The 12,232-nt window shown below is 67.2% G+C and carries 13 protein-coding genes; 3 read left to right on the top strand and 10 right to left on the bottom strand.

Features of this window, described 5'->3' with window-relative positions; genetic code table 11:
- Positions 1 to 6: 6 nt before the first annotated feature.
- Together DK459_RS20920 and orn are read right to left on the bottom strand one after the other, a co-directional pair.
- On the bottom strand, positions 7 to 636 hold the full coding sequence (locus DK459_RS20920; protein WP_020924568.1) for an NAD(P)H-hydrate epimerase: 630 nt from the start codon (positions 634 to 636) through the stop codon (positions 7 to 9).
- Positions 637 to 679: 43 nt separating this feature from the next.
- Positions 680 to 1,225, bottom strand: a complete 546-nt coding sequence (gene orn / locus DK459_RS20915) for an oligoribonuclease (RefSeq protein ID WP_026382789.1) — start codon at positions 1,223 to 1,225, stop codon at positions 680 to 682.
- Positions 1,226 to 1,301: 76 nt separating this feature from the next.
- Here orn and DK459_RS20910 point away from each other — a divergent pair, with 76 nt between their 5' ends.
- Both DK459_RS20910 and rsgA read left to right on the top strand, forming a co-directional pair.
- Positions 1,302 to 2,552 (top strand): M48 family metallopeptidase, encoded by a 1,251-nt coding sequence (locus DK459_RS20910; RefSeq protein ID WP_006388295.1) that lies wholly within the window; start codon positions 1,302 to 1,304, stop codon positions 2,550 to 2,552.
- A complete protein-coding gene (rsgA, locus tag DK459_RS20905; RefSeq protein ID WP_024068190.1) occupies positions 2,549 to 3,511 on the top strand; it encodes a ribosome small subunit-dependent GTPase A in 963 nt (320 codons plus the stop codon). Before DK459_RS20910 ends, rsgA begins: the two co-directional genes overlap by 4 nt.
- A 31-nt stretch (positions 3,512 to 3,542) precedes the next feature.
- Here rsgA and DK459_RS20900 read toward each other — a convergent pair whose 3' ends face one another.
- Positions 3,543 to 4,274 (bottom strand): CoA pyrophosphatase, encoded by a 732-nt coding sequence (locus DK459_RS20900; protein ID WP_110135040.1) that lies wholly within the window; start codon positions 4,272 to 4,274, stop codon positions 3,543 to 3,545.
- 123 nt (positions 4,275 to 4,397) lie between these two features.
- On the bottom strand, positions 4,398 to 4,778 hold the full coding sequence (gene rplS / locus DK459_RS20895; RefSeq protein WP_006218237.1) for a 50S ribosomal protein L19: 381 nt from the start codon (positions 4,776 to 4,778) through the stop codon (positions 4,398 to 4,400).
- Positions 4,779 to 5,018: 240 nt separating this feature from the next.
- On the opposite strand from rplS, the gene DK459_RS20890 reads away from it, so the two are divergent.
- Positions 5,019 to 5,891 (top strand): DMT family transporter, encoded by an 873-nt coding sequence (locus DK459_RS20890; protein WP_026382787.1) that lies wholly within the window; start codon positions 5,019 to 5,021, stop codon positions 5,889 to 5,891.
- An 82-nt stretch (positions 5,892 to 5,973) separates the two neighbouring features.
- On the opposite strand, the gene DK459_RS20885 is transcribed toward DK459_RS20890, so the two are convergent.
- The 6 genes from DK459_RS20885 to DK459_RS20860 all read right to left on the bottom strand — a co-directional run bounded on the left by DK459_RS20885 (position 5,974) and on the right by DK459_RS20860 (position 12,224).
- Positions 5,974 to 6,426: a hypothetical protein gene (locus DK459_RS20885; RefSeq protein WP_024068189.1), complete on the bottom strand. Its 453-nt coding sequence runs from the start codon at positions 6,424 to 6,426 to the stop codon at positions 5,974 to 5,976.
- Positions 6,427 to 6,495: 69 nt separating this feature from the next.
- A complete protein-coding gene (locus DK459_RS20880) occupies positions 6,496 to 7,914 on the bottom strand; it encodes a PA0069 family radical SAM protein (protein WP_110135039.1) in 1,419 nt (472 codons plus the stop codon).
- A 212-nt stretch (positions 7,915 to 8,126) separates the two neighbouring features.
- The gene (locus DK459_RS20875) at positions 8,127 to 9,425 is read right to left on the bottom strand and encodes a sulfate adenylyltransferase subunit 1 (RefSeq protein WP_006388289.1); all 1,299 of its coding nucleotides are present in this window, start codon (positions 9,423 to 9,425) and stop codon (positions 8,127 to 8,129) included.
- A 43-nt stretch (positions 9,426 to 9,468) separates the two neighbouring features.
- Positions 9,469 to 10,377: a sulfate adenylyltransferase subunit CysD gene (gene cysD / locus DK459_RS20870; RefSeq protein WP_006388288.1), complete on the bottom strand. Its 909-nt coding sequence runs from the start codon at positions 10,375 to 10,377 to the stop codon at positions 9,469 to 9,471.
- A gap of 39 nt (positions 10,378 to 10,416) precedes the next feature.
- Complete coding sequence (locus DK459_RS20865; RefSeq protein WP_047992267.1) at positions 10,417 to 11,163, bottom strand: phosphoadenylyl-sulfate reductase; 747 nt, start codon at positions 11,161 to 11,163, stop codon at positions 10,417 to 10,419.
- Positions 11,160 to 12,224, bottom strand: coding sequence for a sulfate/molybdate ABC transporter ATP-binding protein (locus DK459_RS20860; protein ID WP_020924577.1), 1,065 nt, complete (start codon positions 12,222 to 12,224; stop codon positions 11,160 to 11,162). The genes DK459_RS20865 and DK459_RS20860 overlap by 4 nt, the downstream gene beginning before the upstream one ends.
- Between the last annotated feature and the right edge of the window lie 8 nt (positions 12,225 to 12,232).

The following is a 12,232-nucleotide window of genomic DNA, read 5'->3' as shown; positions in this document are numbered from 1 at the left end:
GGCCGTTCAGGCGTCGCCGTCCGCCGCTATTGCCACGCCCAGCGTATCCAGATGTGATTCCCCCACGGCCTGCGCGGCCCCCGGTTGCAGCAGCCCCCGGGCCCGCGCGATGAAGGACAAGGTCCAACGCGCACGGATCGGCCGCCCCAGCGCCGCGCCAGTATCGGCGTCGATGCCGCTGGGCACGTCCAACGCCAGCACCGGCGCCCTCCAGTCGTTGACGGCGTCCACCAGCGCCTGCCAGAAGGCATCCAGCGGCCTATTCAGGCCAATGCCGAACAGGCCGTCGAGCACCAGTTCCGGCACCTCCAGCGAGTCGAGCGCGTCCAGGGACACCCCACCCGCCGCGCTCCAGCCGGCGTAGGCGCGGGCAGCATCGGCCGGCAGTCCCCCGGCGCCCTTGGGCAGCACGACTCGCACGTCGTATCCCATTTCACGCAGCCGCGTGGCCGCCTCAAGGGCATCGCCGCCATTGTTGCCGGGACCGGCCAACGCCAGCACCGTGGCGCCGGGCGGCAACCGCGCCGCCACGAAACGCGCGGCGGCCGCGCCTGCCAGCGGCATCAGCCGCCGGCCCTCGGCCAGGGCCTGACGTTCAGCGGCCCGGATCCGGGCAACGGATTGGGAGGACGGCATGACGGCTCGCGGGAATATGGCGCCGCCGGTCGGCGGCGATCCGCTACACCTTAAGGAAGTGCTCGCGGTAGTACTTCAGTTCGTCGATCGATTCATAGATGTCGGCCAGCGCCTCGTGGCGGCTCTTCTTCTCGAACCCCTTGTACACGGCCGGCGCCCAGCGGCGCGCCAGTTCCTTGAGCGTGCTGACGTCCAGGTTGCGGTAATGAAAGAACTGTTCCAGGCGCGGCATGTAAGCAAACATGAACCGGCGGTCCTGGCTGATGGTGTTGCCGCACAGCGGCGACTTGCCTGCCGGCACGTGCTGCGCGAGAAACGCCAACAGCGTATCCTCTGCCTGCGCTTCGGAAATCGTCGAGGCGCGCACCTTGTCGATCAGGCCACTCTTGCCGTGGGTGGATTTGTTCCAGTTGTCCATGGCGTCGAGCAGGCTGTCGGACTGGTGCACCACCAGCACGGGGCCTTCGGCGACCACGGTCAGGTCGGCCTCGGTGACCACCACGGCGACCTCGATGATGCGTTCTTTTTCAGGGTCCAGGCCGGTCATTTCCATGTCCAGCCAAACCAGGCGATTTTCGTTCACAGCCATATAATTTGCCTATAAAACACGCGATTTTCCAATACGCAATTTTCGCACATCCCCACTTGAGCCAGCCGCATCGCCCATGTTCACACTGCTGTTCGTTGCCTTCCTGCTGACCGATATCGCCGTGCGCATGTGGCTGGCCAGCCGCCAGATCCGCCACGTGGCGCGCCATCGCGACCAGGTGCCGCCGGAATTCTCCCATCGGATCGGCCTGGCCAGCCACCAGCGCGCGGCCGACTATACGGTGGCGCGGGTCAGGCTGGGCATGTTCGAACGCACCTATGATGCCATCTTGCTGATCTGCCTGACCTTGATGGGCGGCCTGCAGGTCATCGACCTCTGGGTGGGCCAGCTCACCGACAACGACTTCCTGCGCCAGATGCTGTTGCTGGTGACGGTGGCGCTGCTGCTGGGCCTGCTGGGCCTGCCCTTCACGCTGTGGCGGCAGTTCAAGCTGGAGGCGCGCTTCGGTTTCAACCGCATGACGCCCGAACTGTTCATCTCGGACGCAGCCAAGGGCCTGCTGGTGGCGGCGGTGCTGGGGCTGCCCCTGGCGGCCGCCGTGCTGTGGCTGATGGGCAGCGCGGGGCAGTATTGGTGGGTCTGGGCCTGGGCGCTATGGACCGCATTCAACCTGGCGCTGCTCATCGTTTATCCGATGTTCATCGCGCCGCTGTTCAACAAATTCACGCCGTTGTCCGATCCGGAACTGGCCGGCCGCATCCAGCGCCTGGCGCAGCGCTGCGGCTTCGCGCTCAACGGCCTGTTCGTGATGGACGGCTCGCGCCGCTCGGCCCACGGCAACGCCTATTTCACCGGTTTCGGCCGTTCGCGCCGCATCGTGTTCTTCGACACGCTGCTGGCGCGCCTGAACGCCGACGAGATCGAAGCCGTGCTGGCGCACGAACTGGGCCACTTCGCCAAGCGCCACATCATCAAGCGCATCGTTTTCAGCTTCGCGGCGGCCCTGGTATTTTTCGCCATTCTGGGCTGGGTCGCGCAGCAACCCTGGTTCTACGTGGGCCTGGGCGTACTGCCCCAGCTGGGCGGCCGCAACGACGCGATGGCCCTGCTGCTGTTCTTCCTGGCCATTCCCGTCTTCACCTTCATCTTCACGCCGCTGGCCAGCTGGTACTCGCGCCGCGACGAGTTCGAGGCCGATCGCTACGCGGCCGAACAGAGCTCGCCGGACCGCCTGGTATCGGCCCTGGTCAAGCTCTACGACGACAACGCCGCCACCCTGACTCCCGATCCCGTGCACTCCGCCTTCTACGACAGCCATCCCCCCGCCGCCGTGCGCATCCGCCACCTGACGGCGCCCGCGGCATGAGCATGAACGATCGCAACAAGGCCGCCTTCCAGGAAGCGCCCAAGACGGGCGCGCATGGTGATGCCGCCAACGAAGGCCGCATCATCGCGGCGCATGGCCGCCACTACACCGTCGAGCTGGCCGACGGCAGCCTGCGCAAATGCTTCCCGCGCGGCAAGAAGGCCGGCGCCGCCGTCGGCGACCGCGTCCGCATCACGCGCCAGGGCCAGGACGAAGGCGCCATCGATGCGATCCTGCCGCGCCGCAATCTGCTGTACCGCTCCGATGAAATGCGGTCCAAGCAGTTCGCCTCGAACGTCGACCAGTTGCTGATCGTGGTGGCGGTGCAGCCGACCTTCTCCGACGACCTCACCGGCCGCGCGCTGGCAGGCGCCTGGAGCGCCGGTATCGAACCGCTGATCATCCTGAACAAGACGGACATCATCGACGCGCTACCCGCCGCCCGCGCCCGCCTGGCGCCGATTGCCGCGCTGGGCGTGGACATCGTCGAACTGAGCGCGCTTGAACCCGAAAAGGTCCACACCCTGCTGGCGCCGCGCCTGGCCGGCCGCACCAACCTGCTGCTGGGACAAAGCGGCATGGGCAAGTCGACGCTGCTGAACGCGCTGGTGCCGGACGCCGCGGCGCCCACCCGGGAACACTCGACGGCGCTGGACATGGGCAAGCACACCACCACCAGCACCCGCCTCTATCACCTGCCCGCGCCAGGCGGAGACCTGATCGACTCGCCCGGCTTCCAGGCCTTCGGCCTGCAGCACCTGAGCCGCGAAGACATCATCCGCGGCTTCCCGGAATTCACCAAGCCGATCGAGTCGTGCCGTTTCTACAACTGCACCCATCGCCACGAGCCCGGTTGCGGCGTGGTCGCGGCGCTGGACGCGGGCGCGATCGACCCGGCGCGCTACGCGCTGTACCTGCGCATCCTGGACGAGAACCTGGCGGGACAACAACGGTATTGAAGCCGCTGGTTGGCAGGTCCCGGCACGGCTCTCAACGCGGCTCGAAGCCGTTGCGCAACAGGTGATAAAGGTTGCGCAGCATGCCGGCGGTGGCGCCCCAGATGAAGTGCCGGCCATACGGCATGCCGTAATAGTGACGCACCCGGCCGTCCTCCAGCCGCGCCTCGTACAAACGGTGATTGGCCGGATCCATCAGGAACGACAGCGGCACTTCGAACACCTCGGCGACTTCGAACGCGTCCGGCGCCAGCTGGAAGCCGGGCGTAACCAAAGACACGACCGGGATGATGGAGAATCCAGTGGCGGTCAGGTACGGGGGCATGCTGCCCAGCACCTCGACGTGGTTGGCCGGCAGTCCGGTTTCCTCCTGCGCCTCGCGCAGCGCCGCGGCGACCGGCGTCGCATCGCTGGCCTCGATACGGCCGCCCGGAAAACTGATCTGGCCGGCATGGTCGTGCAGGTGCGCGGCGCGCTGGGTCAGCATGATGTGCACGCCATCGTCGCGCGTCACCAGCGGAATCAGCACGGCCGCGGGCACCGGGGCGCCTTCGCGGCCGGGATAGCGCAGGTCATTGTCGCGCGACAGCTCGAGCGTCCAGGTGGACGGCTGGCTGAGCGTGCCGCGCAGCAGGTCGGGCGTCAGCAAGCCGGCCGGCACCGCCGGCAGGGAATCGTTGGCGACCACCCAGGGTTGCGACGCCGGGTCGAACCCGGGACGCGCCAGCGGCCGGCGCGGCCGCGCAGAAGACGAGGAATCAGACATTCGGCTTTTCAAAAAGAAAAAGGCACCCTCGCAGGTGCCTTTTTAACCCGGAAACCCGTGCCGAACGAAAACGCTGGATGGCGTGTGCGTCCGACACTGGTAGGGCCGTGTGCCGATAAGCGATCAAGCCGCCGAGGCTTGCTTGCTGACCAGCTTTTCCTTGATACGCGCCGACTTGCCCGAGCGGTTGCGCAGGTAGTACAGCTTGGCGCGGCGCACGTCGCCGCGGCGCTTGACTTCGATGCCGGCGATTTGCGGCGAGTACAGCTGGAACGTACGTTCCACGGCTTCACCCGACGAAATCTTGCGCACGGTGAACGCGGAGTTCAGGCCGCGGTTGCGCTTGGCGATCACGACGCCTTCGAAGGCCTGCACGCGCTTGCGGGTGCCTTCAACGACGTTCACGCTCACGATGACGGTGTCACCAGGAGCAAATTCAGGCTTGGCTTGACCGCCGGTCAGGCGGGCAATCTCTTCCTGTTCCAGGATAGCGATAAGGTTCATTGAGAACTCCTAGATCATCATGCCTTTGCGGACTAAAGCGCTTTGCCGTTCGATGTTGTTCGGGCCGGGGCTGAAAAACCGCGCCTGGCCGTGTACCGCAAGCAGAGGATGAGATTTGGCAAACCAATGATTCTACACCAAAATTTGCCCAGCGCCTCAGGTAACATGACGCCCTGCCCGCGGGTTTGCGGTACCCTAGCGGTTTATGTAACAAACACGTCATAAGACGCTGTTCCCCCCATGTCGTACTCGTCCCTGTTATTGGTCGTCCTGGCGGCGATGGCCCACGCAACGTGGAATCTGCTCGCCAAGCGCGCGGCCATGGTGGGCGCTCCATTCGTCTTCGCCTACGGGCTGTGCGCCTCGGTGCTGTATGCGCCATGGGTGGTATGGGTACTGTTGCATGACGGCATGACGTGGACCTGGCCGGTAGTCGGCGCGATCCTGACCTCCAGCCTGTTGCATCTGGGCTACAGCCTGTGCCTGCAGCGCGGTTATCAGGTGGCGGATCTATCGGTGGTCTATCCCATTGCGCGCGGCACCGGCCCCCTGCTTTCGACCACCGGCGCCTTCCTGCTCCTGCGCGAGCCCGCCACCGGCACCGGCATTGCCGGCATGCTGTGCGTGGTGATCGGGGTGTTGCTGATCGCCACCCAGGGACGGCTGTCGATCTTCCGCAACCCACAGGCCTGGGTCGGCGTGCGCTGGGGCATGGTGATCGGCCTGTTCATCGCCGCCTACACCGTGGTGGATGCCTATGGCGTGAAGGTGCTGCTGATCAGCCCGGTGCTGTTCGACTGGTTCACCTGTGTCACCCGCACCGCCATGATGACGCCGCACATGCTGAACCGCCGCGCCCAGGCCTGGGAATCGATGCGTGGGCATTGGCACCTGGCCCTGGCGGTGGGCTTGCTGTCGCCGCTGGGGTACATCTTGGTGCTCTACGCGCTGCGCAACGGCGCACCGCTGAGCCTGGTGGCGCCCGCCCGCGAAATGTCGATGATGCTGGGCACCCTAGCCGGAATGTTCCTGCTGCGGGAAAAGGTCGGCCCCGGCAGGCTTGCAGGCTGTCTGTCGATCCTGGCGGGCGTGATACTGCTTGGCTCGACCTGAAAGCCTTCGTCGGCCCCGTGGCGGGCCGGCGGCGAAGGCGCCGCCCTGCGCCCGAGTGCCGGCCCGAGCGGCGGCGAGTCCTTCAGAAGCCGCCGGCCACACCCAGCCACATGAGGGCGGGAATCATCGCGCCCCAGGCCAACACCAGCACCACGTCCAGCACCATGCTTTTCACGCTGACCTGATCCGACACCGGCTCGACCGTGGCATTGCCCAGGCTGCGCTCGCGCGGGCCACGGACGACGGACGCGCCAGCTTCGGCGGCCGGGGGGAACGGCCATTTGCCAGGCAGGGCGCGCTCACGCTTGCGTGGCTCGGTCTCGACGGGCGCCGTCGGGGCTGCGCCGACAGGCAACGCCAGGTCCACCGTCGCCGCGCCAGCCGCCGCCCGGCCCGTCGCCGCGCCGGACCAAGGCGTGGCCAGCCCCGAAAAACGGGCGCCAAGGGCCCTGACGCGTTGAGCGGCACGGCGCAGCGGCGTGAGGGAAACGGCGGCGAGATCATCCGGCAGGACGGAAAGTTGAGCGGTGTTCATGGGGAACTCCTTTAACGCGATCAAGAACCGCGGCACGACGCCACGGCGGCAACCCGGGCAAGCCGCGGGTCAGTCGAACAACGACAGCTGGCCGGCGACCATGGCGCGCAACTGGCGCGCACCGCACCCGTAGGCGCCGGCCGCCGGCGCGGCACTGGCAAAAGGGACCCCTGAAGACGCTTTCGCGCCAGCCGGGGATGGAAAAACGGGGATATCAGCCATATTGGCGCCCGGGCCGAACAAGGCGGCGGATGCGCCAACCGGCGCAGGCGGCTGGAAGCGGTCGCAGTCGAGCGCCAGGCGATGGCGGTTCAGGCCCAGCTTGCGGGTGGCCACGGCAAAGCGCTGGCGCAGCAGGTCGGCCCAGATGCCGGTGCCGCGCATGCGCGAACCGAAGTTGGGATCGTTGCGGCGGCCGTTGCGCAGGTCTTCGATGCGGTGCAGCACGCGCTGGGCACGGTCGGGGTAATGGGCGTTGAGCCAGTCCTCGAACAGGGTTTTGACTTCCCAGGGCAGGCGGATGACGGTGTAGCTGGCGTAGTGCGCGCCCGCCGCCTTCGATTCCTGCAGGATGTGTTCCATGGCGTCATCGTTGATGAACGGGATCACGGGCGCCACCAGCACGCCGACCGGCACCCCGGCGGCGGTGAGGTTGCGCACGGCCTCCAGGCGGCGCCAGGGGGCCGCGGCGCGCGGCTCCAGCGTGCGGGCCATGCCGGCGTCGAGCGTGGTGATGCTCATGTAGACGACCACCAGGTTCTGTTCGGCCAACGCCGCCAGGAGGTCGAGGTCGCGCGCCACCAGGGCGTTCTTGGTGACGATGGTGACCGGGTGGCGGGTTTCGAGCATCAGCTCGAGCATGCCGCGCGTCAGGCGCCAGTCGCGCTCGATGGGCTGGTAGGCGTCGGTGGCCGACCCGATGTTGATGGGCGACGGCTTGTAACCCGGGCGGCTGATTTCCGCCCGCAGCGCCTCTACCGCGTTGGCCTTGGCCACCAGCCGCGTCTCGAAATCGAGGCCGGGAGAGTAGCCCAGGTAAGAATGGGTCGGGCGGGCATAGCAATAGACGCAGCCATGCTCGCAGCCACGGTAGGGATTGACGGCGACGTCGAAGGGGATGTCCGGCGAATCGTTGCGCGACAGGATCTTGCGGGCCTCTTCGGCCGTGACGGTGGTCTTGGGCGCGGCGGGTGCCCGGCGGTCGTCGGGCAGGATGGGGATGACGGCGGCCGCGGGCGTAACGGCGGCGGCATCGGCCTGGTCTACCAGGCCGAGCGTGTCGGACGCGCCATCGGGAGAATTATTGGGGACAGCATCGACGAAATCTGCCGGGAGGCCCGAAGCGGACCAGCCATCGTCGACCTGCACGCGGTCATCTTTCTGGAAGCGATGCCGAACATTAGTAACCGCACCCCGACCGCGCAAGGCGGCGGGGGCGGCAGCCGGGGACCCAGAACCGGCGGGAAAAGAATGATCGGTGCGTGCCATGAAAACTACTGTACAAAAACACAGTGGTTTTGACAAGCACCAAAAGCCTTTCCGTAAGACAGCCCCACTTTACCGCAAGACGAAGACGGCGTCCGGAGAATTCGATTTCATCTTGCGATATCGCCCGGAAACCCGCGCCAGCATTAGGTTTGGAATAAAAACAACACCGCAGAGACAAGCTCGGCCGAGGCGTTTCCGCCCCGGCTTGCGGTTTACCGCAGCATGCCCGCCGCCGCGGTCTGATGCGTGGCTTCGTCGATCAGGATGAATGCGCCGGTGGCGGGCACATCCGCATATCGATCGATCGCCAACGACTCGCGCGTGGTGAACGTGACGCGGCCGATGTCGTTCATGCGCAGCGTGCCTTCGGTGTTCTCCACTTCCTGCAATTCGTGGATGTCGCGATGCGTGAGCACCGCGCGGATCTTCGCCGACGTCAGGCGCGTGCCATGCTTGAGCAGATACTTGCGCGCAGGGTTGAGCGCCTGCGCGTCGAGCCAGCACAGCTCGGCCTCGAACTCGCGCGCCACCTGCGCCGGCGCCGACGCATGCACGATCACGTCGCCGCGCGACACGTCGACATCGCGGTCGAGCACCAGCGTGACCGAATCGCCCGCCACCGCTTCATCCAGCGCGCGATCGAACAGCCGCACCTCCTGCACGCGCGCGGTCACGCCCGAAGGCTGCACCGCGATCTCGTCACCCGGACGCAGCACGCCGCTGGCAATGCGGCCCGCGTAGCCGCGGAAATCATCCTTGAGGCTGCCGTCGTGGCGCGACACCCATTGCACCGGAAAGCGCAGCGGCCCGGCGCGGCCATCGGCCGCCAGATCGAGCGATTCCAGCAGCGTCAGCAGCGGCTGGCCCGTGTACCAGGGCGTCTTGTCCGACAGCGTCACCACGTTGTCACCGTTCAGCGCCGACAACGGCAGCGCGTCGAAGTGCGCGATGCCGAGCTTGCCCGCCAGGTCGGCGTAGGCGTCGCGGATGCGCTCGAACACGGCGGGGTCCCAGTCCACCAGGTCCATCTTGTTGACCGCCACCACGATGTGGCGGATGCCGAGCAGGCGGGCGATGGTGCTGTGGCGCTTGGTCTGCGGCAGCAGCTTGCCGTCGGCCGCGCGCGTGGCGTCGATCAGGATCACCGCCACGTCGGCGGTGGACGCGCCGGTGACCATGTTGCGGGTGTACTGCTCGTGGCCGGGCGCGTCGGCGATGATGAACTTGCGCGCCGGCGTCGAGAAATAGCGGTAGGCCACGTCGATCGTGATGCCCTGCTCACGCTCGGCTTCCAGGCCGTCGGTCAGCAGCGAGAAATCGATGGCGCCCTCGGCCACGCGCTTGTACTTGGCGCGCGAGATGGCGTCGAGCTGGTCGGCGAACACGCCCTTGCTGTCATACAGCAGGCGGCCGATCAGCGTCGATTTGCCGTCGTCGACCGAACCCGCGGTGATCAGGCGCAGCACGCCCGTGTCGGCGCCGGAAAGAAAAGAATCGTTTACTGCGTTCATATGCGTCCCCTGTGGGCCGGGCTGGCGCCGGCCGCTCATGCAATCAGAAATAGCCTTCCTTCTTGCGGCGCTCCATCGAGGCCTCGGAAGTCTGGTCATCCATGCGCGTGGCGCCGCGCTCGGTGATGTCGGTCACCGCGGTCTCGGCGATGATGGCGGCGGTATCGGCGGCCTCCGAGGCCACCGGGCAGGTGCAGGAAATGTCGCCCACCGTGCGGAAACGCACCGACAGGCGCTCGACCGTATCGCCGTCCTGCGGCGGCGTCAGGCGCGTCACCGGCACCAACAGGCCCTTGCGCCGCACCACCTCGCGCTGGTGGCTGAAGTAGATCGACGGCAGCGCCAGCCGTTCGCGCTGGATGTACTGCCAGACGTCCAGCTCGGTCCAGTTGGAGATCGGAAACACCCGCATGTTCTCGCCGCGGTGCACCTTGGTGTTGAACAGGTTCCACAGTTCGGGGCGCTGGGCCTTGGGGTCCCACTGGCCGAACTCGTCGCGGAACGAGAAGATGCGTTCCTTGGCGCGCGCCTTTTCCTCGTCGCGGCGGGCGCCGCCGATGCAGGCGTCGAAGCCGAATTCCTCGATCGCCTCCAGCAGCGTCACGGCCTGCGCCGCGTTGCGCGAATCGGTCTCGCGCCGCAGCACCACGCTGCCGCGCTTGATCGAGTCTTCCACGCTGCGCACGATCAGGGTCTCGCCCAGCTCGGCGGCGCGGGCGTCGCGAAAGGCAATGACCTCGTCGAAGTTGTGGCCGGTGTCGATGTGCATCAGCGGGAACGGAAAGCGTCCCGGGCGGAAGGCCTTTTCGGCCAGGCGCAACAGCACCACCGAGTCCTTGCCGCCCGAAAACAGCAGCACGGGCTTCTCGCTTTCGGCGGCCACCTCGCGCAGGATGAAGATGGCTTCCGATTCCAGCCAGTCCAGGTGGCTGCGTTGGATCACTGCGGACATGAATATTCCCCTAAAACGGATTTCTGATGGGTGGCGGCGTCAGTCGCGGGGAGCCGCGACGATGCCGATGACCCGGTTGCCTGCGTGCAGGCCGCATTCCTTGGAATCCGACGACTCCCACCACCAGCGCCCCGCGCGCAGGTCTTCGCCCGGGCGGATGGCGCGGGTACAGGGTTCGCAGCCGATGGACGGATAGCCCTGGTCGTGTAGCGGGTTGTACGGAATGCCGAGGGCGCGGATCACGCTCCAGACGTCCGCTTCGCTCCATTCGGCCAGCGGGTTGAACTTGTAGAGCCCGAAGGTGGCGTCGTCTTCTTCCAGGTGCAGCTCGCCGCGCGTGGCCGACTGCGCCCGCCGCTGCCCGGTGATCCAGGCGCCGCGCCCGGCCAGCGCGCGCTTGAGCGGCTCGACCTTGCGGATCTGGCAACAGGCCTTGCGCAGCTCGACGCTTTCGTAGAAGGCATAGGCGCCATGCTCGGCCACGTGGCGTTCGACCGCGTCGCCGTCGGGCCGGTACACGGTGACCTCGCGCCCATAGCGCTCGCGCACCGCGTCCAGCACACCCAGCGTTTCCGCGTGCAGCCGGCCGGTGTCGAGCGTGAAGACTTCCAGGCTCAGGCCGGCGCTGTAGATGGCGTGCGTCAACACCATGTCCTCGGCCGCCAGCGACGACGCCAGTGCCGCATCGGGATAGCGCCGCTGGATGTCGGCCAGCCGCGCCTGCAGTTCGTCCCAGCGTGCTGCCAGGACCGGCTCCAGGCCGGTATCGAGTGCGGCCGCCGTCATGCTTGCACCGCGAAGATACGGGCACGGCGCGGGCGGGCCAGCAGCACGTCGCCATCGCGCAGGCCGAGCTCCCGGTACAGGTGCTCGGGCACCTCGGCCTCGATGACGGCGTCGGAATCCTCGCTGGCCAGTTCCAGGTAGGCACTGGGGCCGGCCAGGTAGGCATGGGACAGGCGCACTGGAATGCCGGCGGCGCCGGCCCGATAGCGCTCGATGTCGAATTCGTGCGGCCGCACATAGGCGGTGGCGCGCTGCGCCTCGGCCTGCGCCAGCTCGGGCGCCGGCAACGACAGGCCCGCCCCTTCCCAGACGCCGCGGCTGGCCACGCCCTGCAACTGGTTGACGTCGCCCAGAAAGCCATAGACGAAGGGCGTGGCCGGCCCTTCCCAGACTTCGCGCGGCGTGCCGACCTGTTCGATCTTGCCGGCATTCATCAGCACCACGCGGTCGGCCACCTCCAACGCCTCTTCCTGGTCGTGCGTGACGAACACGCTGGCCACATTCAGCTCGTCGTGCAGGCGGCGCAGCCAGCGCCGCAGTTCCTTGCGCACCTTGGCATCGAGCGCGCCGAAAGGCTCGTCCAGCAACAGCACGCGCGGCTCCACCGCCAGCGCGCGCGCCAGGGCGATGCGCTGGCGCTGGCCGCCCGACAGCTGCGCCGGGTAGCGGTCCGCCAGCCAGTCCAGTTGCACCAGATTGAGCAGGTCATGCACCTTGCGCCGGATCTGCTCTTCCGGCGGCCGCTGCGAACGGTGCTTGACGCGCAACCCGAAGGCGACGTTCTCGAACACCGTCATGTGCTTGAACAGCGCGTAGTGCTGGAACACGAAGCCGACCTGGCGCTGGCGCACGTCCACCGCGGTGGCGTCCTCGCCGGCGAACAGCACGCTGCCCGTGTCGGCCGACTCCAGCCCGGCGATGATGCGCAGCAGCGTGGTCTTGCCACAGCCCGAAGGCCCCAGCAGCGCCACCAGCTCGCCCGTCTCGATGTGCAGCGAAACGTCGTTGAGCGCCCGGAACTGGCCGAAGCGCTTGGAAAGATTGCGTACTTCGATACTCATGCTTGTCT

Origin of the sequence: Achromobacter sp. RW408 (assembly GCF_003184165.1) — a bacterium.
Lineage (GTDB): Bacteria > Pseudomonadota > Gammaproteobacteria > Burkholderiales > Burkholderiaceae_B > Achromobacter > Achromobacter xylosoxidans.
Note: the sequence above shows the minus strand (reverse complement) of the source record. Positions and strands in the feature narration are given on the sequence as shown.

Excerpts from the sequence above, each read along its gene's own strand:
- DK459_RS20865 (WP_047992267.1), bottom strand. The coding sequence starts at position 11,163 with ATGACGGCGGCCGCACTCGATACCGGCCTGGAGCCGGTCCTGGCAGCA.
- orn (WP_026382789.1), bottom strand. The coding sequence starts at position 1,225 with ATGGCTGTGAACGAAAATCGCCTGGTTTGGCTGGACATGGAAATGACC.
- DK459_RS20880 (WP_110135039.1), bottom strand. The coding sequence starts at position 7,914 with ATGGCACGCACCGATCATTCTTTTCCCGCCGGTTCTGGGTCCCCGGCT.
- DK459_RS20900 (WP_110135040.1), bottom strand. The coding sequence starts at position 4,274 with ATGTCTGATTCCTCGTCTTCTGCGCGGCCGCGCCGGCCGCTGGCGCGT.
- rplS (WP_006218237.1), bottom strand. The coding sequence starts at position 4,778 with ATGAACCTTATCGCTATCCTGGAACAGGAAGAGATTGCCCGCCTGACC.
- DK459_RS20875 (WP_006388289.1), bottom strand. The coding sequence starts at position 9,425 with ATGAACGCAGTAAACGATTCTTTTCTTTCCGGCGCCGACACGGGCGTG.
- DK459_RS20890 (WP_026382787.1), top strand. The coding sequence starts at position 5,019 with ATGTCGTACTCGTCCCTGTTATTGGTCGTCCTGGCGGCGATGGCCCAC.
- DK459_RS20885 (WP_024068189.1), bottom strand. The coding sequence starts at position 6,426 with ATGAACACCGCTCAACTTTCCGTCCTGCCGGATGATCTCGCCGCCGTT.
- DK459_RS20910 (WP_006388295.1), top strand. The coding sequence starts at position 1,302 with ATGTTCACACTGCTGTTCGTTGCCTTCCTGCTGACCGATATCGCCGTG.
- DK459_RS20920 (WP_020924568.1), bottom strand. The coding sequence starts at position 636 with ATGCCGTCCTCCCAATCCGTTGCCCGGATCCGGGCCGCTGAACGTCAG.
- rsgA (WP_024068190.1), top strand. The coding sequence starts at position 2,549 with ATGAGCATGAACGATCGCAACAAGGCCGCCTTCCAGGAAGCGCCCAAG.
- cysD (WP_006388288.1), bottom strand. The coding sequence starts at position 10,377 with ATGTCCGCAGTGATCCAACGCAGCCACCTGGACTGGCTGGAATCGGAA.
- DK459_RS20860 (WP_020924577.1), bottom strand. The coding sequence starts at position 12,224 with ATGAGTATCGAAGTACGCAATCTTTCCAAGCGCTTCGGCCAGTTCCGG.